The sequence below is a fragment of the Streptomyces sp. NPDC056580 genome (genome assembly GCF_042793175.1).
Taxonomy (GTDB): Bacteria; Actinomycetota; Actinomycetes; order Streptomycetales; family Streptomycetaceae; genus Streptomyces.
In genome coordinates this window covers 156,546-178,301 of sequence record NZ_JBHTVE010000009.1, presented here as the reverse complement: position 1 = coordinate 178,301, position 21,756 = coordinate 156,546, and the positions used below count along the sequence as shown (strand labels likewise).

Here is a 21,756-nt window from a genome sequence, read left to right as displayed (position 1 = left end):
GGTTCAGTCCTCCCCCAGGATCTGCGGCACCTTGAAACGCTGCTGCTCCTGGGCCGGGGCGCCGGAGAGCGCCTGCTCGGGGGTGAGCGAGGGACGGACCTCGTCCGCGCGCATGACGTTGGTCAGCGGCAGCGGGTGGGAGGTCGGCGGAACGTCTTGGTCGGCGACCTCGCTGACGCGGGCGACCGCGCCGATGATGTCGTCCAGCTGGCCCGCGAAGTGATCGAGTTCTTCGGGCTTCAGCTCCAGACGCGCCAGCCGGGCGAGGTGGGCGACCTCCTCGCGCGTGATGCCAGGCATGCAGCGATCCTCTGGGGTGAGTGCGTGCGGTTTGGGTCAATCCTATGGGGCCGGGGGCGGTGCCCGTGAAACGGACGACCCGGGGCTGCTCGCGGAGACGTTCCGGGCCGCACCGCACGGACTGGCCACGCCGCCTCGCGACGGACGGCCGCCGGAGGCAGAGCGCACGGGCGCGGGCTCGCCCTGCTGGTCCCGCGCCTCGCGGCGAGCCGGCCGCACCCGCGGCCGGGCGCACGCCAGCCCCACTGGCCCGCCCCTGCGCGGCGAGCCGGCCGCACCCACGGCCGGGCGCCCCAGGGCACGCCCGCCCCAGTGGCCCGCCTGGCCCGTCTCCTCGCGGCGAGCCGGCCGCACCCGCGGCGGGGTGCTACTCGGCGGCCGGCAGGGCCGCCCGCGGCCGCTGCCAGCCGCGCGACCCGCGGGCCAGCAGCCACGCGGTCGTCTCGTCGGGCGGCATCGCGGCGGCGACCAGCCAGCCCTGGACCGCGTCGCAGCCGAGGTCGCGCAGCCGCTCCCAGGTCTCGTCGTCCTCCACGCCCTCGGCCACGACGAGCAGCCCGAGGGAGTGCGCCAGGTCGACCGTGCAGCGCACGATCTCCGCGTCCTCGGTGTCCACGGCCAGCCGGGCCACGAAGGAGCGGTCGATCTTCAGCTCGCTGACCGGCAGCCGGCGCAGGTGCACCAGCGAGGAGTACCCGGTGCCGAAGTCGTCCAGGGACATCTTCACGCCGTGCCCGGTGAGCGCGGCCAGGGTGTCGGCGGCCCGCTGCGGGTCCTCCAGCAGGACGTGCTCGGTTATCTCGAGCTGGAGCGCCCCGGCCGGGACCCCGTGCCGCGCCAGGCGGGCGGCGACCGAACCGGCGAAGCCGGGGGTGTGCACGTCGCGCGGGGAGACGTTGACCGCCACCGGCACCCGCAGCCCCTGCGCCCGCCAGGCGGCGACCTGGCCGAGCGCGGTCTCCAGCACGTACTCCGTGAGGTGGGGCATCAGCCCGGAGGACTCGGCGATCGCGATGAACTCGTCCGGCGGAACCTTCCCGCGCTCGGGGTGCACCCAGCGCACCAGCGCCTCCAGGCCCGCGACCTGCCCGTCGAAGCGCACCTTGGGCTGGTAGTGGAGCTGCACCTCGTGGGCGTCCAGCGCCCGGCGCAGATCGCCCAGCAGGCCCAGCCGGTCGGGCGTGTTGGAGTCCCGTTTGGACTCGTAGACCTCGACGCCGGTACGGTCCCGCTTGGCCTGGTACATCGCCACGTCCGCCCGCCGCAGCAGCCCCTCGGCGTCCAGCGCGTGGTCGGGGAAGACGGCGACCCCCGCGCTGGCCTCCAGCACGAGGGTGAGCCCGTCGAGGTCGAGCGGGGAGCTGAGTTCCGCGACGAGGCCGCGGGCGACGCGGGTGGCGGAGGTGGTGGAGTCCGCGACGGGCAGTAAGACGGCGAACTCGTCCCCGCCGAGCCGGGCGGCCTCCGCGCCGCGCGGTAGGGCCTGCCGGAGCCGGTCGGCGATCTGCAGCAGCAGCCGGTCGCCGGCGAGATGACCGAGAGTGTCGTTCACCGAACGGAACCGGTCGAGGTCGATCAGCATGAGCGCGGCCCGGGCGCCGATCCGCTCGGCGTCGTCGAGGGCGGTCCAGATCCGCTCCAGCAGCCACTGCCGGTTGGGCAGCCCGGTCAGCGGATCGCGCAACTGCTCCTCGGCGCGGGCCCGGGCCATCCACAGCGTGGAGTCGAGGGCGATCAGCGGGATGGCGAAGAGCGGCAGCAGCACCGGCCGGGCGTCGGCGACCACGCACACCAGCGGGGCGATGCCGAGCAGTGCCACGGCGAGCAGGCCCTGCCGGACCAGGGCGGTGCGGGCGACGGTGGGCAGCGGGCCGCCGCGCGGCGCGTGCGCGTACCACAGCAGGCCGCGGCTGACCGCGAGGTAGGCGGCCGCGACGAGCACCACCTCCGGTGCGGTGGTGATGCCCCAGCTGTCGGGCCGCCAGGGCTCCTCGACGCTGGGCACCCGCCCGAAGAAACCGAGCACCAGGGCGCCGGCGCTGATCCCGAGGATGTCCACCGCGCCGTGCAGCACGCCCTGCCGCCAGCGCTGGCGTCTGGCCACGCCGACCAGCACGACGACGGTGAGGCTGACCATCCCGGCCGGCATCCAGCCGTACAGCAGCAGGACGGCCAGCGTGAGGGCCGCGCCGGAGCCCGTGCCGCCCCACCAGCGGGCGCGGCCGAGCATCACGAGGTGGCCGACGATGACCCCGGTGAGCAGGGCCAGTGACCAGCCGCGCGTCTCGCACGGGAAGAGGGCGTGGTGGCCGGCGAAGGCGCGGTAGAAGCCGGCGGCCAGGGCGAGTGCGGCGGCGGACACGACGGCCGCGTGCAACGCGGGCCAGGGCGTGTGCCGTTCGGGCTCGGGTCCGGGCCGGGTCCGGGCGGCCTCGACGGCCGGGACCGTGGGGTTCGGCGGGGACGCGGCGCCCGGCCCGGCCGGGTGGGGCTGTACGGCGCCGCGCCCCGTCCACCGGGTCCCCCGCCACGCGCCCGCACGGCCGCGCAGGCGCAGCCGTGAGTGCGGGGCGGCGCTCTCGGTCGGTTCCATTCCCGTCCCTCTCACAGCCGGCGGTGCCCACGCCACGCGGCCCGACAACCATCAGCGGCTCCGCGTTGAACAATCCTTTCCCCGGCCCTGACGGGCAGGGGGAATGCCCCGACCGCTTGGGGGCACGGCGGGCGCACACCTCAACAGTAGGCCGCGGAAGGCTTCCTCGGGCAGCGGTCGTCGACGGTTGCCCGAATGCGCCCGGGCCACCCGTATGCATCTGATATGCACCGATCGGGTGGCCTTCAACCGCTACTCCCCGGTCGGAAGCGCGACTTCGGCCGCCGCTTCGGGTCCCCGGTCCAACAGGACGCCGAAACCGTCCTCGTTCAGCACGGGAACCTTGAGCTGCATCGCCTTGTCGAACTTGGAACCCGGGTTGTCGCCGACGACCACGAACGAGGTCTTCTTCGACACCGATCCGGTCACCTTTGCGCCGCGGCTCTGCAGCGCCTCCTTGGCGCCGTCCCGGGTGAAGTCCTCCAGCGTGCCGGTGACGACGACGGTGAGCCCCTCCAGCGGTCGCGGGCCCTCGTCCTCGCCGGAGGCCTCGTCCTCCAGCGGGACCCCGGCCGCCTTCCACTTGCGGACGATGTCGCGGTGCCACTCCTCGGCGAACCACTCCTTGAGGGCGGCGGCGATGATGGGGCCGACGCCGTCGGTGGTGGCCAGCTCCTCCTCGGTGGCCTGTTCGATGCGGTCCATCGAGCGGAACTCGCGGGCGAGTGCCTGGGCCGCGACCGGGCCGACGTGCCGGATGGAGAGACCGTTGAGGAAGCGGGCGAGCGGACGGGACTTCGCGGCCTCGATGTTCTCCAGCAGCGCCAGGGTGTTCTTCTTCGGCTCACCCTTCTGGTTGGCGAAGACCGCGACGACCTTGTCCTCGCCGGTCTTGGGGTCCCGCTTGGGCAGGCCGCTGTCCGGGTCCAGAACGTAGGCCCTGATGGGCAGCAGCTTCTCCACCGTCAGGTCGAACAGGTCGCCCTCGTCGACCAGCGGCGGGTCGGACGGCTCCAGCGGCTGGGTCAGCGCGGCGGCGGCCACGTCGCCGAAGTGCTCGATGTCCAGGCACTCACGGCCCGCGAGATAGGACACGCGCCCGCGCAACTGGGCCGGGCAGGTACGGGCGTTCGGGCAGCGCAGGTCGATGTCGCCCTCCTTCATGGCCCGCAGCGGGGTGCCGCACTCCGGGCACTCGCCCGGCATCACGAACTCCCGCTCGCTGCCGTCCCGCAGGTCGGCCACCGGGCCGAGGATCTCCGGGATGACGTCACCGGCCTTGCGCAGGACGACGGTGTCGCCGATGAGCACGCCCTTGGCCTTGACGACCTCCTGGTTGTGCAGGGTGGCGAACTCGACCTCGCTGCCCGCGACCGTGACCGGCTCGACCTGGGCGTACGGCGTGACGCGGCCGGTGCGGCCGACGCCCACCTTGATGTCGATGAGCCGGGTGTTGACCTCCTCCGGGGCGTACTTGTAGGCGATCGCCCAGCGCGGCGCCCGCGCGGTGGAGCCGAGGCGCCCCTGGAGGCGCAGTTCGTCGAGCTTGACCACGACACCGTCGATCTCGTGCTCCACCGAGTGGCGGTTCTCGCCGTAGTAGGCGATGAACTCCCTCACACCGTCGAGGTCGTCGACCACCCGGTTGTGCCGCGAGGTGGGCAGGCCCCAGGTCTTCAGCAGGTCGTAGGCCTGGGAGAGGCGGGTCATGCCCGTGAAGCCCTCCAGGGCGCCGATGCCGTGGACGACCATGTGCAGCGGGCGGGTGGCGGTGACGCGCGGGTCCTTCTGGCGCAGCGAACCGGCGGCGGCGTTGCGGGGGTTGGCGAAGGGCTTGTCCCCGGCGGCGACCAGGCGCTCGTTGAGTTCGAGGAACTTCTCCATCGGGAAGTAGACCTCGCCGCGGATCTCCACCAGGGCGGGGACCTCGTCGCCCTTCAGGCGGTCCGGGATCTCCGCGATGGTGCGGACGTTGGGCGTGATGTCCTCTCCGGTGCGGCCGTCGCCGCGGGTGGCCGCGCGCGTGAGGCGGCCGTTCTCGTAGGTGAGGTTGACGGCGAGTCCGTCCACCTTCAGTTCGCACAGGAAGTGGTACTCCTGGTCGCCGAGCTCCCGGGCGATGCGGTCGGCCCAGGCGGCGAGCTCGTCGTCGTTGAAGGTGTTGTCCAGGGACAGCATGCGCTCGCGGTGCTCGACCGCGGTGAACTCCGTGGCGTAGGACCCTGCGACCTTCTGGGTCGGCGAGTCGGGCGTGCGCAGCTCCGGGTACCGCTCCTCCAGCGCCTCCAGGCTCTTCAGGAGCTGGTCGAACTCCGCGTCGCTGACGACGGGGGCGTCCTTCACGTAGTACCGGAAGCGGTGCTCCTCGATCTGCTCAGCGAGCTGCGCGTGCTTCTCCCGTGCCTCGGCGGGCACTGCCGTCTCCGCCTGCTGCTTGTCGCCGGCCACCGTGTCGTCCTCCCGTTACTCTGGGTTGTCCGCGAGGGATCTCGCCGCCCGGACGCAGTGGGCGAGCACCTGGCGCGCGTACGCGGGAGAAGCACCCGCGAGACCGCATGCCGGGGTCACCGTGACCGCTTCGGCGAGCAGCCCGGGACGCAGCCCCAGCCTGCGCCACAGCGTCCTGACCCCCATGACGCTACCGGCAGGGTCTGACAATGGGCCGTCCGTGCCCGGCACGACGCCGGCGAACAGGCGGACGCCGTCCTCCACGGCTTCCCCGATGGCGTCGTCGTCACGCTCGGTGAGGAGCGAGAAGTCGAAGGAGACGGCGTCGGCGCCGGCCCGGCGCAGCAGGGCGAAGGGGACGTCGGGGGCGCAGGAGTGGACGGCGACCGGGCCGTCCGCGTGCACCCCGATCACGTCGCGCAGCGTGGCCTCGATCAGCTGCCGGTCGACGGCCCGGTGGGTGCGGTAGCCGCTGGCGGTCCGCACCCGGCCGCGCAGCACGGCGGTGAGCGAGGGTTCGTCGAGCTGGAGCACGAGGCGGGCGCCGGGGACCCGGCGCCGTACCTCCGCGAGGTGCAGCCGCAGCCCCTCCGCCAGCGAGGCGGCGAGGTCGCGGCAGGCGCCCGGGTCGGACAGCGCGGCCTCGCCGTTCCTCAGCTCCAGTGCGGCGGCCAGGGTCCACGGCCCGACGGCCTGCACCTTGAGGTCGCCCTCGTGGCCCTGGGTGAACTCCTCCAGCGCGTCGAGGTCCTCCCCCAGCCAGGACCGGGCCCGCTTGGTGTCCCGGCCCGGCCGGTCGCCGATCCGCCAGCCGCTGGGCTCCACGCGCGCGTACAGCTCGACCAGCATCCCGGCGGTGCGCCCGATCATGTCGGCGCCGGGCCCGCGCGCGGGCAGCTCGGGCAGGAAGGGGAAGTCCTCGAAACTGCCGGTGACGGTCTTGGCGGCCTCCGGGGCGTTCCCACCGGGCATGGACCCGATCCCGGTGGCCGCGCCGAAGCGAATGTTGTCGTCCACAGGGTGAAGCCTACGTAGCCCGCGGGGCCCGGGTGTGACGGCGGTCAGCGGCCCGGGCGCACCGTCACGTCGTTGATCTCCGCGTCCCTCGGCAGGTCGAGGGCGGTCAGGACGGTGGTCGCCACCGACTCGGGGTCGATCCACCGGGCGGCGTCGTACTCCTTGCCCTCCTGCTGGTGCACCTTGGCCTGCATGGGGCTGGCCGTGCGTCCGGGGTAGACGGAGGTGACGCGGACCCCGTTGGCGTGCTCCTCCTCGCGCAGGGAGTCGGCCAGCGCCTTCAGGCCGTGCTTGGACGCGGCGTACGCGGACCAGCCGGCGTGGGCGTTCAGGCCGGATCCGGAGTTGACGAAGATCACATGGCCGCGGGCGGTACGGAGCTGGGGCAGGAAGTGCCGGGTCAGCTCGGCGGGCGCGATCAGGTTGACGTTGAGCTGGTGACGCCACGATTTGGGGGTCAGCTCGCCGACCTCGCCGAGGTCCACGACGCCCGCGATGTGCAGCAGCGAGTCGACCCGGTCCGGGAGCGCCTGGTGGGAGAAGGCCCAGGAGAGCTTGTCGGGGTCGGCGAGGTCGCCCACCAGGGTGCGTGCCCCGGGGTACTCGGCCGCCAGCTCCTTGGCGCGGCCCGCGTCGCGCGCGTGCAGGACGACTTCGTCCCCGCGCGCGTGCAGCCGGCGGGCGACGGCCGCGCCGATGCCGGAACCCGCGCCGGTGATCACATGAGTAGCCATGTCCGCCATGCTCGCATCAGCCGGCCGCGAGTGACTCCTCGAGGTGGGCCAGGGCGGCCGCCGGCTCCTCGGCGAAGAACATCAGCTCGGCGAGCGGGCGCGGCAGGAAGCCCTCGGCCTCCATGCGGCGGAACTGCTCCTGGAGCCCGTCGTAGAAACCGGCCGTGTTCAGCAGCACCACCGGCTTGTCGGTGCGGCCGTGCTTCTTCAGCTCCAGGATCTCGGTGGCCTCGTCCAGCGTCCCGGTGCCGCCCACCATGATCACCACGGCGTCGGCCTTCTCCAGCAGCAGCCTCTTGCGCTCGGCGAGGTCGGCGGCGACGACCATCTCGTCGGCGCCGGGGCGCGCCTTCGTGGCGAGGAACTCCACCGAGACGCCCAGCAGCCTGCCGCCCGCCTCATGGACCCCGTCGGCGACGACCTTCATCAGGCCGACGTTGGAACCGCCCCAGACCAGGGTGTGGCCCGCCTTGCCGAGCAGTTCCGCGAACTCGCGGGCGGGGCGGGTGTAGCGCTCGTCGAGGTCGGCGGCGGAGAGGAAGACGCAGATGTTCATGCCCCAACGGTACGTGGGAAGAAGTCCGGGCCTTTCGGCGCTGTCCTGGTATGAGCCGAGGACACACGATCACCATCGAACAGGGCGAGCGGCGCGTGCGTGCGGTGCGCGACGGCCAGGTGCTGGCGGAGACCGACCGGCCCCTGCTGCTGCGCGAGACGGGCTGTCCGGTGCGGTACTACATCCCCGCCGAGGACGTCAGGCTCGATCTGCTCACGCCGTCCGGCACCCACACCGTCTGCCCCTTCAAGGGCACCGCCTCCTACTGGTCGCTGCCGGACGCGCCCGACCTGGCATGGGCGTACCCGGACCCGAAGCCGGACGTGGCCGCGATCAAGGACCACGTGTGCTTCTACGAGGTCGAGGAGGTCGAAGAGGCGTGACTCTCCGCGACACCGACGTGTCGTGACCGGTGAGTCCCGCGCCGTGCGGCAGTCTGCACGGGCATGGACAAGAAGACGACTTCCCGCGACGGCACCTCCCTCGCGTACCGAGTGACCGGCCAGGGGCCGACGGTGATCCTGGTGAGCGGCGCGATGTCCACGGGCGGAACCGTGGCGCCCCTGGCGCACCGGCTGGCGGACCGCTGCACGGCCGTCGTCTACGACCGCCGGGGCCGCGGCGAGAGCGGCGACACGGCGCCGTACGCGGTGGAGCGCGAGGTCGAGGACCTGGCCGCGCTGGTCGACGCGGTGGGCGGCGCGGTGGGCCTGTTCGGCGTCTCCTCGGGCGGCGCGCTGGTGCTGGAGGCGGCGGCGAGCGGCCTGCCGGTCCGTCAGGCCGCCGTGTACGAGGTGCCGTTCGCGGACTCCCTGGACGGCGGAGCCGGGAAGCGGGCGTACACGGAGCGCCTGGAGGAGGCGCTCTCCGAGGGCCGGCCGGGTGACGCGGTGGAACTGTTCCTGCGGCTGACGGGCCTCGGCGAGGAGACGATCAGCAGCGCGCGCCAGTCACCGATGTGGGCCGGCATGGAGTCCGTCGCGCCCAGCCTGGCCTACGACGACGCGGTCCTCGGCGACGGGCTGCTGCCCCGGGAGCGGCTGGCGGCCGTCTCCGTGCCGGTGCTGTCCGTCGCGGGCGGGGCGAGCCCCGGGTGGCTGCGCGAGGCGGCGGAGGCGATCGCCCGGACCGTGCCGCAGGGCACGTACCGCACCCTGGAGGGCCAGACCCACGCGGTGGAGCCGGAGGTGCTGGCGCCGGTCCTCGCGGACTTCTTCACCGGCTGACCGGCCGGGGACGGGGCCGTTTCGAGGACGGCACGGGCGTGCCGAGCGACGAGTACCACCGGGGCTTCACCTGCGCGGGCGGCGCGTACGTGCTGCAGGTCGCCTTCGACCGGGCGGCCCTGCCGGTGCGGTGCCGGCGGTCCGGGCGGACCAGCGTGCGGGCGCCGCCCGGGTTCCTCGGGGACCTCATGCTGAACGCGCACGGCACGGCGCACATCGTGGAGCCCGAGATCCGCCCCGGGCACGTGGGCGTGACCTGGGACCGGGAGTAGGGCCGGCAGGGGCCGGCCCCGCACGCAGCCGGGCGCCCGGGGGCGTGCGGGCTCAGACCGCCGGGGCCTTCGCCCGCACCGTCGAGGCGATCGTCGCCGAGCCGACCACGCGGGTGCCGTCGTACAGCACGATCGCCTGGCCGGGGGCGACGCCGCGCACCGGCTCGGTGAACGACACCCGCAGGGCGCCGTCGACGAGTTCCGCCGTCACCTCGGTCTCGCCGCCGTGGGCGCGGAGCTGGGCGGTGTAGGTGCCGGGGCCGGCCGGGGCGGTGCCGCACCAGCGCGGCTTGACCGCGGTGAGGGCGGTGACGTCCAGGGCGGCGGCCGGGCCGACGGTCACGGTGTTGTTCACCGGGGAGATGTCGAGGACGTAGCGGGGCTTGCCGTCGGGCGCCGGGGTGCCGAGGCGCAGGCCCTTGCGCTGGCCGATGGTGAAGCCGTACGCGCCCTCGTGGGTGCCGACGACCGCGCCGGACTCGTCGACGATGTCCCCCTCGGCCTTGCCGAGCCGGCCCGCCAGGAAGCCCTGGGTGTCGCCGTCGGCGATGAAGCAGATGTCGTGCGAGTCGGGCTTCCTGGCAACGGCGAGGCCCCGCCGCTCGGCCTCGGCGCGGATCTCGTCCTTGGTGGTGACCGTGTCGCCGAGCGGGAACAGCGCGTGGGCGAGCTGCCGCTCGTCCAGCACGCCGAGGACGTACGACTGGTCCTTGGCCATGTCGGAGGCACGGTGCAGCTCGCGCGAGCCGTCCTCACGCAGGACCACCTTGGCGTAGTGACCGGTGCAGACGGCGTCGAAGCCGAGGGCGAGCGCCTTGTCCAGCAGCGCCGCGAACTTGATCTTCTCGTTGCAGCGCAGGCAGGGGTTGGGGGTGCGGCCGGCCTCGTACTCGGCGACGAAGTCCTCGACGACGTCCTCGCGGAAGCGGTCGGCGAGGTCCCAGACGTAGAACGGGATGCCGATGACGTCGGCGGCGCGGCGGGCGTCGCGCGAGTCCTCGATGGTGCAACAGCCCCGCGCGCCGGTGCGGAAGGATTGCGGGTTCGCGGAGAGCGCGAGGTGGACGCCGGTGACGTCGTGGCCGGCTTCCGCGGCACGCGCGGCGGCGACGGCGGAGTCGACGCCGCCGGACATGGCGGCGAGGACGCGGAGGGGGCGCTGCGGGGTCTCAGTCATAACCCTTCCAGGGTACGGGGCCGCGGGAACCGGGACCGCCGGGTGAGCGTTGACGATCACAGCGGGCTGGGCAGGCTGGAGACGGGGGCGACCATGACCGACACGGACCGGCGGCCGGGGCGGCGGGCGCTGCTGATCGGCGGCCTGACGGCCGCGGTGGGCACGGCGGCGCTGGCCCGGGAGGAGTTGTCCCACCTGTGGTGGCGGCTGCCCGGGGTGGAGAAGCCGCGGGTCGCGGGTGCGGTGGACTTCCGGGGCGCGCGCTGGGCGGCGGCCTCCCCGGCGAACTATCGCAGCGCGGACCGCCCGGACGACTACCCCGTCGACCGGGTCGTCGTCCATGTCACGCAGGGCGGCTACCAGAGCGCGGTGCGGGCCTTCCAGGACCCGGCGCACGGTGCGGCGGCGCACTACATCGTTCGCCGGGACGGGCGGGTCACCCAGCTCATACGGGAGCTGGACGTGGCGTTCCACGCCGGCAACCGGGAGTACAACGAGCGCAGCGTCGGCATCGAGCACGAGGGCTTCGTGGAGGACGCCTCCTCCTTCACGGACGCCATGTACGCCGCGTCGGCGCGGCTGACGGCCGCGATCTGCGCGCGGTACGGCATGCCCGCCGACCGGGAGCACGTCATCGGGCACGCGCAGGTGCCGGGGACGGACCACACGGATCCGGGGCCGCACTGGGACTGGCCGCGCTACATGGGGCTGGTGGAACGGGTACGGCAGACATCCGGAAAAATCTAGGTTTCACCCCTTTTTCGTCCGGCAGGTGAGGTTCTATCCTGAGAGCAGGCCTACGGAGCGAGTGAGGGAGTCACAGCGGCGTAGCCGACTTTCGCGAGAGGCGCGATGCCCCCCGCCGAGGCCGACGTCGACGCTAGGACTGAGAGGCCGGAAGGTCGCAATGACTGGACCGGAAGGCGACCCCCAGCCACCTGATCCGGACAATGCCGGCGAAGGGAACCCGTTTCGTAGGTCCTTCGCATGCGCCGGGGCGGGTGTCTCGCCCCTCAGCTGAGTCCGGCCGCCCGGGCGCGTTCCACGGCGGGGCCGATGGCCTCGGCGACCGCCTCCACGTCCGCCTCCGTCGAGGTGTGCCCGAGGGAGAAGCGCAGGGTGCCGCGCGCCAGGTCCGGGTCGGTGCCGGTGGCGAGCAGCACGTGGCTGGGCTGGGCGACGCCCGCGGTGCACGCGGAGCCGGTGGAGCACTCGATGCCCTGGGCGTCGAGCAGCAGCAGCAGGGAGTCGCCCTCGCAGCCGGGGAAGGTGAAGTGGGCGTTGGCCGGGAGGCGGCCGCCGGGTGCCGGGTCGCCGCCGAGGATCGCGTCCGGCACGGCCGTACGGACGGCGTCCACCAACTGGTCCCGCAGGGCGCCGATCTCCCGGGCGAACCACTCGCGCTGTTCGGCGGCGAGCCGGCCGGCCACCGCGAAGGAGGCGACGGCGGGCACGTCGAGGGTGCCGGAGCGGACATGGCGTTCCTGGCCGCCGCCGTGCAGGACGGGCACCGGGGTGTACTCGCGGCCGAGGAGCAGCGCGCCGATGCCGTACGGGCCGCCGATCTTGTGGCCCGACACGGTGAGCGCGGCGAGTCCGGAGGCGGCGAAGCCGACCGGCACCTGGCCGAAGGCCTGGACCGCGTCCGCGTGCAGCGGAACGTCGAACTCGGCTGCGACGTCCGCCAGTTCGCGGACCGGCATGACGGTGCCGATCTCGTTGTTGGCCCACATCACGGTGGCCAGCGCGACGTCCCGGGGATCGCGGGCGATGGCCTCGCGCAGCGCCTCGGCGTGGACGCGGCCGTGGGAGTCGACGGGCAGGTACTCGACGGTGGCTCCCTCGTGCTCGCCGAGCCAGTGCACGGCGTCCAGGACGGCGTGGTGCTCGACGGGGCTGGCGAGGATCCGGGTGCGGGCCGGGTCGGCGGCGCGGCGGGCCCAGTACAGGCCCTTCACCGCGAGGTTGTCGGCCTCGGTGCCGCCCGAGGTGAACACCACCTCGCTGGGGCGGGCGCCCAGCGCCTCCGCGAGCGCTTCGCGGGACTCCTCGACCGTGCGGCGGGCCCTGCGGCCGGACGCGTGGAGGGAGGAGGCGTTGCCCGTGATGCTCAGCTGGGCGCTCAGTGCCTCTGCCGCCTCCGGGAGCATCGGGGTCGTCGCGGCGTGGTCGAGGTATGCCATGGTGACGCCGATTCTACGGCTCGCGTACGGCTCCCTCGGCCGCCACCGGGCGCGTCCCGCGCTCACCGGGTCCGCGCCGGGCGGCGACGCGCCGGCGCCGCCGGCGGCCGGCCGGACGCCTCACAGGCTCCAGGACACCGTGTTGGACAGGTCCATCGCGAGGCCCAGGACCGCCAGGTCGGCGATGCCCAGGGCCAGGCCCAGGAAGGCGCGGCCGCGGCGGGCCGTGCCGCGCCACAGGGCGACGGCGGCCAGGACGACGGCGACCGGGCCGAGGACGATGTTGAGGACGAGCAGCCCGAGCAGGCCGAGGATGAAGGACGCCACGGCCATGCCGTCGGCGTCCCGGGTGCGCGGGCGGTTCTCCGTGCGGCCCGAGGCCGGCGCGGTGAGTTGCATGGTGCTCAGCTCCTGGGAGTCGGTGCGGACGGTCAGTCGGCCGAGGTGTGGCGGCGGCGGCCGTGGCGCTCGCGGATCGCGAAGACGCCGAGCCAGACGGCGATGACGGCGGCCGCTGCGGCGGTGACGGTCAGCGGCGCGTGAGCGACGGTGCCCAGCACGACGCCGAGCAGCATGAGTGCGGCGACGAGGAACAGCATGGGATCAGATCCCCCCTCCGGGATGCCTCGCGTTGTCCTCTTGTGAACTTTCGGTGAACAGTTGTAGTAACAGTTGTTCACTGACTTCGAGTCTAGCGCTTCCTGCGGCTTTCCAATTCCGGAGAACAGTTGTTAACTGGATGACATGAGTCACACCCTCGGCGTCCGGCAGGCCCAGAAGCAGAAGACCCGGCAGGCGTTCCTGGACGCGGCGCTCGCCCTGCTGGAGGAGCAGAGCCTGAGCAGCCTCGGCCTGCGTGAGGTCACCCGTGCCGTCGGGGTCGCTCCGACGGCCTTCTACCGGCACTTCCGCTCCACCGCCGACCTCGGTGTGGCCTTGGTCGACGAGGCGCTGGGCAGCCTGCATCCGATGGTGCGGACGACGGTGTCCGCGGCCGGCGACAGCGAGGAACGGATCAAGCGCGCCGTCGAACTGATCGCCCGCCACGTCGACGGGTACCCCGCGCACGTCCGTTTCATCGCCCGCGAGCGACATGGCGGAGTCCAGCCGGTGCGCGAGGCCATCCGCGACCAACTGGCCCGCTTCGCCGAGGAGGTGAAGGCCGAGCTGGCCGACGACCCGCAGGCGCACGGCTGGAACGACGAGGACCTGGGGATGCTCGCGCACCTCTACGTCGACCAGATGCTGCTGACCGCGTCCCTCTTCCTGGAGGCGCAGGAGGCCCCGGAGGACGAACGGGAGCGCGTCACCGCGCTCGCCCGGCGGCAGTTGCGGCTCATCAGCGTCGGCCGCCGCCACTGGCTGGACTGACCCGCCCGGCTTCACCCGGCGGCCGGGCCGCCGTCCGCGCCGTCCGGCCGGGGCTGCTCGTACAGGGCCGTCACGGAGCGGACCGCCCGGAGCAGTTCCGCGCGCGCCTCGGGCGGTCCGACGAGCTCCACCTGGTCGGAGAACCCGAGCAGTTGGCGCACCGCGCGCAGCACCGGGTACGTCATCCGGGCGGTGACCCAGTCGCTCGCCCCGTCGTCGTCGCAGACCTCGGTGAGCTGGGCGGCGGCCATGCGCCGGAACATGTCGAGGCGCTCGCGCCGGACCCGCACGGTGACGTCGACGCCGTCCCCCGGCCGGTCCTCCACCTGACGGCGCAGCACCTCCCAGGCGTCGGCGAGTTCGACCCCGGGCCGCCGCCGCACGGGATCGTCGAGCAGCCGGGCCGAGCACACCCGGTCGGCGCGGAACAGCCGGGGCGCGCCGCGGCGGTCGGCGACCAGGTACCAGACCCCGGCCTTGGCGACCAGGCCGTAGGGGTCCACGGTGTACGTGGACGGCTCCCGGTCCCCGCTGTGCCGGTAGCGCAGCCGCAGCCGCCGGTCGGAGAACACCGCGTCCTGCAGCACCTCCAGGTCCACGGCCGGCCCCGGGCCGCTGAGCCAGCGGGTGGCGTCGACCAGGACGCGGCGGCTGGCGACCTCGGCGGCGGGCCGGTGCGGCGCCGGCAGCGCGGCCATCACCTTGCGCAGCGCCGAGCCGAGGGCCGTGTCCAGACCGAGCGCCGCGTGGGCGCCCTGCGCGGCCAGGATGAACAGCGCCCGGGACTCGTCCGCGGTCAGACCGGTGACGTCGGTGCGGAAACCGGCGAGGAGTTCGATGCCCCCGTGCCGCCCGCGCTCGGCGTACACGGGCACCCCGGACGCCGAGAGCGCCTCCACGTCGCGGTAGATGGTGCGGACCGACACCTCGAGCCGGCCGGCCAGTTCGCGCGCCGGAACGCGGCCGCGGGTCTGCAGGAGCAGCAGGATCGACAGCAGCCGGTCGGACTTCACGCGCCCAGGATCGCGCCGGGTCCAAGGTCCGCGCAAATGCTGACGGCGGATGTCAGGTTATGCGGGGACGCTCGGCGCACCGACTCAGCGAGAGGCATGTCATGAAGAACGAGTTCACCGACCCGCGCCCCTACTACGTCCGCGCCACCGAGCAGGCGGCCGCGCTCATCAAGACCGTGCGCCCCGAGGACCTCGGCAGGCCGACCCCGTGTTCCGAGTTCGACGTCCGCGGCCTGCTCGGCCACGTCGTCGGCGGCACCCGGCGGATCGCGGTGGTCGGCGAGGGCGGCGACGGCCTCGCCGTCGACCCGTCCACCGACGGTGTCGCCGACGACGGCTGGGCGGCTGCCTACGACGAGGTCAGGGTCCGGGTGCTCAGGGCGTGGGAGGGCGACGAGCGGATGGTGACGACGGCGCGCGTGCCCTGGGGCGAGGTTCCCGGCCACGCGGCGCTGTCCGGCTACGTGATGGAGATCGTCACCCACACCTGGGACCTGGCCGAGGCCCTGGGCCACCCCTTCGAACTCGATCCGGAGCTGGCCGAGTTCTCGCTCGCCAACGCCCGCCGCGTGCTGCCCGACACGAGGCCCCGGGACGCCGCCACCCCGTTCGCCGACCGCGCCGACGCCCCTGAGGGCGCCGGCGCCTACGAGCGGCTCGCGGCCTGGCTCGGCCGCACCCCGCTCAGCCGAGCCTGACCCGGGCGAGCTGCCGGGACTGGGCGACCAGCCGGTCCTCGCTGTCCCAGACCTCGGCGTCCTCCTCCAGGAAGCCGCCGGCCAGGTTGCGGGTGGTGATCGACACCCGCAGCGGTCCGGGGGCCGGGCGGTGCCGGACGTGGACGGTGAGTTCCACCGTGGGCACCCAGCCCTTGAGCCCGATCTCGAAGGCGGTGGGCGGCAGCGCGTCCACCGCGAGCAGCAGCGAGAGCGGGTCCGCGTCGCGGCCGTCGGCCAGCCCGAACCAGGCCCGCATCTCGCCCTTGCCGGACGGCGCGCCGAGCGCCCAGCCGAGGGTGGCGGGGTCCAGCTTGAGCATCAGCCGGCCGGTGATGGCCGAGCTGCCCTCGACCGGGGCGGGCCCGTCCTCCGCGCCGAAGCACCGCTCCAGCGGCGGGATGGCCGGCGGGGCGGCCGTCGTGCGGACGTCGTCGGGCAGGCCGGAGAGGTCGCCGTAGGAGGCGAGGACGCGGATCCGCTCGACCTCGTTGCCCTCGTCGTCGTACTGGAAGAGCGAGGCCTGGCCGGTGGACAGGGTGCGGCCGGTGCGCACGGTCTGCGTGCGCACGACCGCCGGGCCCGGCTGGGACGCGGTCAGGTAGTGCGCGGAGACGGTGAAGGGGTCCGGGTGCGGGAGGGTGTCCGCGAGGGCCCTGCCGAGGACCGCCAGCAGATAGCCGCCGTTGACGGCGTTGATGATGGTCCAGCCGGCCGAGAGGTCGATGTCGTAGACACCGGGCTCGCGCCGGGTGACCGCCGTGTCGCGGTCGAACTCGCTGTCTCCGATCACGGCCCGCGACGGGGGTCCCCCCGCCCGCGCGACGCCGAGCGTGGAGGAGGGTGCGGAAGCTGCTTCTGGCATGGGTGAACGCTACAACACGAAATTACTAAGCGGTAGCTTTTGTGACCGGGACCGGGTGAATGCCGTCCGGCCACCCGGCCCACGCGAGAGGGCCCCCCGGGTGAGATTCCGGCAATTTCCAGGTAAGTGTCCGGACACGTCCACAACCCCTGGACGCCGATCACCCTCTATGGGGACATGAGCCTCACCGGGACTCCGTTCCTCTGCACGACCGTCGTGCTCTCCGTGGTCGCCCTCATACTGCCGCTCCTGCTGTGGTCGAGGACCCCCGGGCCCGGGCCGCTGCGCGCCGCGGCCCGGGTGCTGATGCTGCTGTTCGCCCAGGGCACCGCCGTCACTCTGGTCTTCGTACTGGTCAACAACCAGAACGGCCTGTACGACAACTGGGCCGACCTCGTCGGCACCGGCAACCACGTCCAGCAGGCCGCCGACCTCGGCCGGGACGGCACCGGCGGCATCGCCCTGAAGCAGCTGCCCAAAGTCCGGCAGGTGTTCAGGCCGGCCGACGGCGCCGGGATGCGCGCGGCCGGCGGGGTGCGCGTCACCCAGCTCCGCGGCCGGGTCTCCGGCGTGAACGCCGAGGTCTACGTCTGGCTGCCGCCGCAGTACGGCGAACCGGCCTACCGCCACCGCAGGTTCCCGGTCGTGGAACTGCTGCCGGGCTACCCCGGCTCGGCGAAGGCCTGGTTCGGCGCGCTCCAGGCGCACGAGCAGGTGCTGCCGCTGATGCGCGCGGGCCGCGTGGCGCCCTTCATCATGGTCGCGCCGCGCACCAACCTGCTGGCCGGCGTCGACACCGGCTGCGCCAACGTCCCCGGGCAGGTCAACGCCGACACCTGGCTCAGCGTCGACGTGCCGAGGATGGTGCTGGACAACTTCCGCGCCCAGCCGGCGCCGTCGGGCTGGGCGGTGGCCGGCTACTCGGCCGGCGCCCACTGCGCGGTCAAGCTGGCCGTGGCCCACCCCGACCGCTACCGGGCGGCCGTGAGCCTGTCCGGCTACAACGACCCGATCGGCGAGCGCAACTCGCTGGCCGCCCAGACCCCCGCCCTGCGCGCCCGGAACAACCCCTACCTGCTGCTGCGCGGCGCGGTCGAACCGCCCCGGGTCGCCCTCTACATCTCCGGCGAGTCCGGCGACGGCTACCAGGCGGGCACCGCGCTGCAGGCCGTCGCCAAGGCGCCGACGACCGTGCACGTGGTGTTCCTGCCGCGCAGCGCCGGCGGTCACACGATGGCGCTGTGGCGGCCGCAGGTCCCCGAGGTGTTCCGCTGGCTGACTCTGCAGATGGGCCAGAACCGCGCCGCGGGCGAGGACCGCTCGCTCACCGGGGCCGCCACGGGAACCCCGAGCGGCACCGGCCGCGGGGCGGCGAGCGGGTCCATCGGTACTACTCCTCGGTCACCGTCGACCGCCGGTTCCACGCACGCGGCGCTCGCCAGTGGAACCTCATCGCGAGCAGCCGCAGGGCGAAGGCGGTGACGACCGCGAGCCCGCTGGCGAGCGGGGTCAGCGCGTCGTAGCGGATGCACAGCGCCACCATGGTGGCGCCGACGATCGCCGGGACCGCGTACAGGTCGCGGTCCCAGCGCAGCAGCGAGGGGACCTCGTTGGCGAGCACGTCCCGCAGCACACCGCCGCCGACCGCGGTGGCGAGGCCGAGGGTCGCCGACGCGGTCAGGTTGAGGCCGTAGGAGTACGCCTTGATCGTGCCGCTGACGCAGAACAGGCCGAGGCCGGCCGCGTCGAAGACCAGCACCCCCGTCTGGATCCGCTCCACGTGCGGGTGGAGGAAGAACACGACGAGGGTGGCGATCAGGGGGGTGAGGAAGTACCCCAGGTCCGTGAAGGCGGCCGGGGGCACGGCCCCGATGACCACGTCGCGGAACAGTCCCCCGCCCAGCGCGGTGACCTCGGCGAGCACGGCGATGCCGAAGACGTCGAAGTTCTTCCGGACGGCCAGCAGCGCCCCGGAGATCGCGAACACGAAGATGCCGATGACGTCGAGTGTGTGCTGGACGGAGGGACTGAAGAGTTGCTGCAGTTGCACCCCGACATTCTCACCTGTCAGGGAGTGTGCACCTTACAAGCGCAGGTCACAGGGCAGGCTTGCCTGTCGTGTAGAGCCAGGCGCCGAACAGGTCGTCCAGCCGCTGCCCGCTGATCCGCTCGGCGAGACGGACGAAGTCGGCCGTGTCCGCGTTGCCGTAGCGGTGCAGCCGGGTCCAGGCCGGCAGCAGCGCGAAGAACGCCCGGTCGCCGATCCGCTCGCGGAGCACCTGCAGGGTCATCGCGCCGCGCTGGTAGACGGGGGAGGCGAACATCGTGTCCCGCTGCGGGTCGGCCACCTTGATCTGCCAGAACGAGGAGTCGGCGGGGCGTGCGTCGTAGGCGGCGCGGAAGGAGTCGTGGGCCGAGCGGGTGCCCTGGTGCTCCGCCCACAGCCACTGGGCGTAGGTGGCGAAGCCCTCGTTGAGCCAGATGTCCTTCCACCGCGCCACGCTCACCGAGTCGCCGAACCACTGGTGGGCCAGTTCGTGCACGATGGTCGACTCGTTGCGCACGGCCGAGTAGGCGGGCTTGCTCTGCACCTCCAGCGAGAACCCGGCCTCGGGCATGTCGTCCACGATGGCGCCGGTCTCCTCGAACGGGTACGGGCCGAAGACCTCGGACCAGTAGTCGGTGGCGGCGGCGGTGACGCCGTAGACGTCGACGCCGTTGCCGTTCTTCAGCACGGGGTCGACGGCGACGTAGATCGGGGTGCCGCCCGGTGTGCGGCCGGTGCGCACGTCGAACCTGCCGATGGTGGCGGTCGCGAGGTACGTGGCCATCGGCCGGCTCTCCCGCCAGTGCGTGTACGTCGAACCGCCCCGGTCGCGGGTGGAGACCAGCCGGCCGTTGGAGACGGCGGTCAGGCCCTTGGGCGCCTTGATCCGGATGTCGTAGGTGGCCTTGTCGGAGGGGTGGTCGCTGGACGGGAACCAGGTGGAGGCGGCGTTCGGCTCGCAGGCCACGAAGACGCCGTCGGCCGTCTTCATCCAGCCGTACTCGGAGCCGAAGATGATGGGGCCGCCCAGTGGTTCGGGCACGCCGCCGTAGGTGACGGAGACGGTGAACTCGCGGCCCTGGCGCAGGGTGTGGCGGGGGGTGACGGTGACCTCGTCGCCGTCCCGGGTGAAACGCGCTCCGCTGCCGTCGACCTCGACGCGGCTGATCTCCAGCCGCTGGAGGTCCAGGTCGAAGGAGGACAGGTTCTGGGCGGCGCGTGCCCTGAGGGTGGTGCGGCCGTCGAGGCGGCCGGTGCCGGGGGCGTAGGCGATGTCCAGGTCGTAGTGGCGGGCGTCGTAGCCGCCGTTGCCGAGCCGGGGGAAGTAGGAGTCGCCGATGCCGGGTGCGCCGGGGGTCGGGGCGGGCGACGCCGCGATGAGGAGGAAGGAGGCCGCCGCGGTGGCGAGGGCCCCTAACCGTGCCGAACGGGAGAGTGCCATGGTCGTCCCTTCGAGCGTGCCGATCATTGGTCGGACACGGACGACTCTGCACTCTCCCGCTCAGACATGTACATGACTTTACGGTTCTGTCATGGGCTACTTGCCGGTTGACTCCTGGGAGTCGGTGCCGGCCTCACGCGCCGTCTCCTCGGCGGCGGCCTCCGGCCCCTCGGCGGGAGCGTCGGCGGCGGCGCCCGTGGAGGCGGTGCGCTCCCCGGCTGCGGCCTCGGTCCCGGCCTCGTCGGCGGAGGTCTTGGCCCCGGGCCCGGTCTTGGCGGAACCGGCTTCGGCGACGGCCTCGGCAGCCTCCGCCGACTCCTTCACCGCGGCGGACTTCTCCTCCGCGGCGGGGTTCCCCTCCGCAGCGGCGTCGGATTCGGCAGCGGCGGGTTCCTCCGCAGCGCCGGCCCCGGCGTCGGCGGGCCTCGCCTCGGCGCCGGATTCGGCAGCAGCGGGCTTCTCCGCAGCGGGCTTCTCCTCCGCGGCGGCGGATTCGGCAGCGGCGGGCTTCGCCTCAGCGCCGGACTCGGCAGCAGCGGGCTTCTCCTCCGCGGCGGTGGATTCGGCAGCGGCGGATTCCTCCGCAGCGCCGGCCCCCGCGTCGGCGGGCTTCGCCCCGGCGCCGGACTCGGCAGCAGCGGGCTTCTCCGCGGCAGCGGGCTTCGCCTCGGCGGCCGCCGCCGACTCCTCCAGCACGGCGTCCGGGACCAGTTCCGAGGCTTCCTTCGCCACCGACAGCAGGACCGTGTCCTGCGGGGCCTGGTCGGCGAAGTTCTCCGGGTGGTGGCAGGCGACCCGCTGGCCGGGCTTCAGCTCCAGGAGCTGTGGCTCGGTCGTCCGGCAGATCTCCGTCGCCTTCCAGCAACGGGTGTGGAAGCGGCAGCCGGGCGGCGGGGCGATGGGCGAGGGCACGTCACCGCGGAGCAGGATGCGCTCGCTCTTCTGGCCCCGGCGCTTGGTGTCCGGCACCGGCACCGCCGACATCAGCGCCTTGGTGTACGGGTGCATCGGCGCCTCGTACAGCGAGGTGCGGTCGGCAAGCTCGACGATCTTGCCGAGGTACATCACCGCGATCCGGTCCGAGACGTGCCGGACGACCGAGAGGTCGTGCGCGATGATCACGTAGGTGAGACCGAGTTCCTGCTGGAGGTCGTCCATCAGGTTCACGACCTGCGCCTGGATCGACACGTCCAGCGCGGAGACCGGCTCGTCGGCCACGACCAGCTTCGGCTTCAGGGCGAGCGCGCGGGCGATGCCGATGCGCTGGCGCTGGCCGCCGGAGAACTCGTGCGGGTAGCGGTTGTAGTGCTCCGGGCTCAGACCGACCAGCTCGAGCAGCCGCTGGACCTCCTTCTTCACCCCGCCCTCCGGCTCCACGCCCTGCAGCCGGAACGGCGCGGAGACGATCGAGCCGATGGTGTGGCGGGGGTTCAGGGAGCCGTACGGGTCCTGGAAGATCATCTGGATGTCGCGGCGCAGCGGGCGCATCTGCCCGGTCCGCAGACGCGTGATGTCCTGCCCGTCGAAGGTGATCGTGCCGCCGGTCGGGTCCTGGAGGCGGGTGATGACCCGGCCCATGGTCGACTTGCCGCAGCCCGACTCGCCCACCACGCCCAGGGTCTCGCCCTTGCGCACCTCGAAGTCGATCCCGTCGACGGCCTTCACCGCGCCGACCTGGCGCTGGAGAATGCCCTTCTTGATCGGGAAGTGCTTCTTCAGACCCTCGACCCGGAGCAGCACCTCACGGTCGGCCGAGCCGTCCGCGGGGGCCTGCGCCTGCTGCGGGATCACGGCCTC

The 21,756-nt window shown here is 73.2% G+C and carries 21 protein-coding genes and 1 pseudogene; 7 read left to right on the top strand and 15 right to left on the bottom strand.

Going from position 1 to position 21,756, the window contains the following annotated elements; translation table 11 throughout:
- Positions 1–3: 3 nt before the first annotated feature.
- The 6 genes from gatC to ACFQ9Z_RS21535 all read right to left on the bottom strand — a co-directional run bounded on the left by gatC (position 4) and on the right by ACFQ9Z_RS21535 (position 7,648).
- On the bottom strand, positions 4–300 hold the full coding sequence (gene gatC, locus ACFQ9Z_RS21560; protein ID WP_018531282.1) for an Asp-tRNA(Asn)/Glu-tRNA(Gln) amidotransferase subunit GatC: 297 nt from the start codon (positions 298–300) through the stop codon (positions 4–6).
- A gap of 367 nt (positions 301–667) precedes the next feature.
- Positions 668–2,893, bottom strand: coding sequence for a putative bifunctional diguanylate cyclase/phosphodiesterase (locus ACFQ9Z_RS21555; protein ID WP_383020573.1), 2,226 nt, complete (start codon positions 2,891–2,893; stop codon positions 668–670).
- 252 nt (positions 2,894–3,145) lie between these two features.
- Positions 3,146–5,341, bottom strand: a complete 2,196-nt coding sequence (ligA, locus tag ACFQ9Z_RS21550; RefSeq protein WP_383020570.1) for an NAD-dependent DNA ligase LigA — start codon at positions 5,339–5,341, stop codon at positions 3,146–3,148.
- A gap of 15 nt (positions 5,342–5,356) precedes the next feature.
- Positions 5,357–6,313: a methionine synthase gene (locus ACFQ9Z_RS21545; RefSeq protein WP_383021381.1), complete on the bottom strand. Its 957-nt coding sequence runs from the start codon at positions 6,311–6,313 to the stop codon at positions 5,357–5,359.
- An 89-nt stretch (positions 6,314–6,402) separates the two neighbouring features.
- Complete coding sequence (locus tag ACFQ9Z_RS21540) at positions 6,403–7,101, bottom strand: SDR family oxidoreductase (protein WP_383020566.1); 699 nt, start codon at positions 7,099–7,101, stop codon at positions 6,403–6,405.
- A 7-nt stretch (positions 7,102–7,108) separates the two neighbouring features.
- Positions 7,109–7,648, bottom strand: coding sequence for a TIGR00730 family Rossman fold protein (locus ACFQ9Z_RS21535; RefSeq protein WP_383020563.1), 540 nt, complete (start codon positions 7,646–7,648; stop codon positions 7,109–7,111).
- Positions 7,649–7,698: 50 nt separating this feature from the next.
- Here ACFQ9Z_RS21535 and ACFQ9Z_RS21530 point away from each other — a divergent pair, with 50 nt between their 5' ends.
- The 3 genes from ACFQ9Z_RS21530 (at position 7,699) to ACFQ9Z_RS21520 (ending at position 9,146) form a co-directional block, all read left to right on the top strand.
- Positions 7,699–8,031: a DUF427 domain-containing protein gene (locus ACFQ9Z_RS21530; protein WP_360672641.1), complete on the top strand. Its 333-nt coding sequence runs from the start codon at positions 7,699–7,701 to the stop codon at positions 8,029–8,031.
- A gap of 63 nt (positions 8,032–8,094) precedes the next feature.
- Positions 8,095–8,874, top strand: coding sequence for an alpha/beta fold hydrolase (locus ACFQ9Z_RS21525; RefSeq protein ID WP_383020557.1), 780 nt, complete (start codon positions 8,095–8,097; stop codon positions 8,872–8,874).
- A 38-nt stretch (positions 8,875–8,912) separates the two neighbouring features.
- Positions 8,913–9,146 carry a hypothetical protein gene (locus ACFQ9Z_RS21520; RefSeq protein ID WP_383020553.1) on the top strand — a complete coding sequence of 78 codons (234 nt, stop codon included), beginning with the start codon at positions 8,913–8,915 and terminating at the stop codon, positions 9,144–9,146.
- Between the two features lie 52 nt (positions 9,147–9,198).
- Here the strand turns inward: ACFQ9Z_RS21520 and mnmA are convergent, their stop codons facing one another.
- A complete protein-coding gene (gene mnmA / locus ACFQ9Z_RS21515) occupies positions 9,199–10,323 on the bottom strand; it encodes a tRNA 2-thiouridine(34) synthase MnmA (protein ID WP_383020549.1) in 1,125 nt (374 codons plus the stop codon).
- A 93-nt stretch (positions 10,324–10,416) separates the two neighbouring features.
- Between mnmA and ACFQ9Z_RS21510 the strand changes: the two genes are divergently transcribed.
- Positions 10,417–11,070: an N-acetylmuramoyl-L-alanine amidase gene (locus tag ACFQ9Z_RS21510; RefSeq protein WP_383021377.1), complete on the top strand. Its 654-nt coding sequence runs from the start codon at positions 10,417–10,419 to the stop codon at positions 11,068–11,070.
- 266 nt (positions 11,071–11,336) lie between these two features.
- Here the strand turns inward: ACFQ9Z_RS21510 and ACFQ9Z_RS21505 are convergent, their stop codons facing one another.
- The 3 genes from ACFQ9Z_RS21505 to ACFQ9Z_RS21495 all read right to left on the bottom strand — a co-directional run bounded on the left by ACFQ9Z_RS21505 (position 11,337) and on the right by ACFQ9Z_RS21495 (position 13,105).
- Complete coding sequence (locus tag ACFQ9Z_RS21505; RefSeq protein ID WP_383020545.1) at positions 11,337–12,506, bottom strand: cysteine desulfurase family protein; 1,170 nt, start codon at positions 12,504–12,506, stop codon at positions 11,337–11,339.
- 120 nt (positions 12,507–12,626) lie between these two features.
- Positions 12,627–12,905: a DUF4190 domain-containing protein gene (locus ACFQ9Z_RS21500; RefSeq protein ID WP_383020540.1), complete on the bottom strand. Its 279-nt coding sequence runs from the start codon at positions 12,903–12,905 to the stop codon at positions 12,627–12,629.
- 32 nt (positions 12,906–12,937) lie between these two features.
- Positions 12,938–13,105 carry a hypothetical protein gene (locus ACFQ9Z_RS21495; protein ID WP_281294009.1) on the bottom strand — a complete coding sequence of 56 codons (168 nt, stop codon included), beginning with the start codon at positions 13,103–13,105 and terminating at the stop codon, positions 12,938–12,940.
- Positions 13,106–13,250: 145 nt separating this feature from the next.
- On the opposite strand from ACFQ9Z_RS21495, the gene ACFQ9Z_RS21490 reads away from it, so the two are divergent.
- Positions 13,251–13,877, top strand: a complete 627-nt coding sequence (locus tag ACFQ9Z_RS21490; RefSeq protein ID WP_383020535.1) for a TetR family transcriptional regulator — start codon at positions 13,251–13,253, stop codon at positions 13,875–13,877.
- An 11-nt stretch (positions 13,878–13,888) separates the two neighbouring features.
- On the opposite strand, the gene ACFQ9Z_RS21485 is transcribed toward ACFQ9Z_RS21490, so the two are convergent.
- Entirely contained in the window at positions 13,889–14,890 is a 1,002-nt protein-coding gene (locus tag ACFQ9Z_RS21485) for a helix-turn-helix transcriptional regulator (protein ID WP_383020532.1), read from the bottom strand.
- A 101-nt stretch (positions 14,891–14,991) separates the two neighbouring features.
- On the opposite strand from ACFQ9Z_RS21485, the gene ACFQ9Z_RS21480 reads away from it, so the two are divergent.
- The gene (locus ACFQ9Z_RS21480) at positions 14,992–15,588 is read left to right on the top strand and encodes a TIGR03086 family metal-binding protein (protein WP_383020529.1); all 597 of its coding nucleotides are present in this window, start codon (positions 14,992–14,994) and stop codon (positions 15,586–15,588) included.
- Here ACFQ9Z_RS21480 and ACFQ9Z_RS21475 read toward each other — a convergent pair.
- Entirely contained in the window at positions 15,575–16,471 is an 897-nt protein-coding gene (locus tag ACFQ9Z_RS21475; RefSeq protein WP_383020525.1) for a thioesterase family protein, read from the bottom strand. The two genes, ACFQ9Z_RS21480 and ACFQ9Z_RS21475, sit on opposite strands and share 14 nt — an antisense overlap.
- A gap of 177 nt (positions 16,472–16,648) precedes the next feature.
- Here ACFQ9Z_RS21475 and ACFQ9Z_RS21470 point away from each other — a divergent pair, with 177 nt between their 5' ends.
- Positions 16,649–17,953: an alpha/beta hydrolase gene (locus ACFQ9Z_RS21470; RefSeq protein WP_383021373.1), complete on the top strand. Its 1,305-nt coding sequence runs from the start codon at positions 16,649–16,651 to the stop codon at positions 17,951–17,953.
- Here the strand turns inward: ACFQ9Z_RS21470 and ACFQ9Z_RS21465 are convergent.
- The 3 genes and pseudogenes from ACFQ9Z_RS21465 to ACFQ9Z_RS21455 form a co-directional block, all read right to left on the bottom strand.
- The gene (locus ACFQ9Z_RS21465) at positions 17,862–18,521 is read right to left on the bottom strand and encodes a trimeric intracellular cation channel family protein (RefSeq protein WP_383020522.1); all 660 of its coding nucleotides are present in this window, start codon (positions 18,519–18,521) and stop codon (positions 17,862–17,864) included. The two genes, ACFQ9Z_RS21470 and ACFQ9Z_RS21465, sit on opposite strands and share 92 nt — an antisense overlap.
- Positions 18,522–18,567: 46 nt before the next feature.
- The gene (locus ACFQ9Z_RS21460; RefSeq protein ID WP_383020518.1) at positions 18,568–19,959 is read right to left on the bottom strand and encodes a M1 family metallopeptidase; all 1,392 of its coding nucleotides are present in this window, start codon (positions 19,957–19,959) and stop codon (positions 18,568–18,570) included.
- 671 nt (positions 19,960–20,630) lie between these two features.
- A pseudogene (locus tag ACFQ9Z_RS21455) lies at positions 20,631–21,750 on the bottom strand (ABC transporter ATP-binding protein); the annotation flags it as partial.
- Positions 21,751–21,756 lie beyond the last annotated feature (6 nt).

What these genes read in the sequence shown, in the direction of transcription:
- gatC (WP_018531282.1), bottom strand. Translation starts at nt 300, where the DNA reads ATGCCTGGCATCACGCGCGAGGAGGTCGCCCACCTCGCCCGGCTGGCG.
- ACFQ9Z_RS21555 (WP_383020573.1), bottom strand. Translation starts at nt 2,893, where the DNA reads ATGGAACCGACCGAGAGCGCCGCCCCGCACTCACGGCTGCGCCTGCGC.
- ACFQ9Z_RS21545 (WP_383021381.1), bottom strand. Translation starts at nt 6,313, where the DNA reads ATGCCCGGTGGGAACGCCCCGGAGGCCGCCAAGACCGTCACCGGCAGT.
- ACFQ9Z_RS21540 (WP_383020566.1), bottom strand. Translation starts at nt 7,101, where the DNA reads ATGGCGGACATGGCTACTCATGTGATCACCGGCGCGGGTTCCGGCATC.
- ACFQ9Z_RS21535 (WP_383020563.1), bottom strand. Translation starts at nt 7,648, where the DNA reads ATGAACATCTGCGTCTTCCTCTCCGCCGCCGACCTCGACGAGCGCTAC.
- ACFQ9Z_RS21530 (WP_360672641.1), top strand. Translation starts at nt 7,699, where the DNA reads ATGAGCCGAGGACACACGATCACCATCGAACAGGGCGAGCGGCGCGTG.
- ACFQ9Z_RS21525 (WP_383020557.1), top strand. Translation starts at nt 8,095, where the DNA reads ATGGACAAGAAGACGACTTCCCGCGACGGCACCTCCCTCGCGTACCGA.
- mnmA (WP_383020549.1), bottom strand. Translation starts at nt 10,323, where the DNA reads ATGACTGAGACCCCGCAGCGCCCCCTCCGCGTCCTCGCCGCCATGTCC.
- ACFQ9Z_RS21510 (WP_383021377.1), top strand. Translation starts at nt 10,417, where the DNA reads ATGACCGACACGGACCGGCGGCCGGGGCGGCGGGCGCTGCTGATCGGC.
- ACFQ9Z_RS21505 (WP_383020545.1), bottom strand. Translation starts at nt 12,506, where the DNA reads ATGGCATACCTCGACCACGCCGCGACGACCCCGATGCTCCCGGAGGCG.
- ACFQ9Z_RS21500 (WP_383020540.1), bottom strand. Translation starts at nt 12,905, where the DNA reads ATGCAACTCACCGCGCCGGCCTCGGGCCGCACGGAGAACCGCCCGCGC.
- ACFQ9Z_RS21495 (WP_281294009.1), bottom strand. Translation starts at nt 13,105, where the DNA reads ATGCTGTTCCTCGTCGCCGCACTCATGCTGCTCGGCGTCGTGCTGGGC.
- ACFQ9Z_RS21490 (WP_383020535.1), top strand. Translation starts at nt 13,251, where the DNA reads ATGAGTCACACCCTCGGCGTCCGGCAGGCCCAGAAGCAGAAGACCCGG.
- ACFQ9Z_RS21480 (WP_383020529.1), top strand. Translation starts at nt 14,992, where the DNA reads ATGAAGAACGAGTTCACCGACCCGCGCCCCTACTACGTCCGCGCCACC.
- ACFQ9Z_RS21475 (WP_383020525.1), bottom strand. Translation starts at nt 16,471, where the DNA reads ATGCCAGAAGCAGCTTCCGCACCCTCCTCCACGCTCGGCGTCGCGCGG.
- ACFQ9Z_RS21470 (WP_383021373.1), top strand. Translation starts at nt 16,649, where the DNA reads ATGAGCCTCACCGGGACTCCGTTCCTCTGCACGACCGTCGTGCTCTCC.
- ACFQ9Z_RS21460 (WP_383020518.1), bottom strand. Translation starts at nt 19,959, where the DNA reads ATGGCACTCTCCCGTTCGGCACGGTTAGGGGCCCTCGCCACCGCGGCG.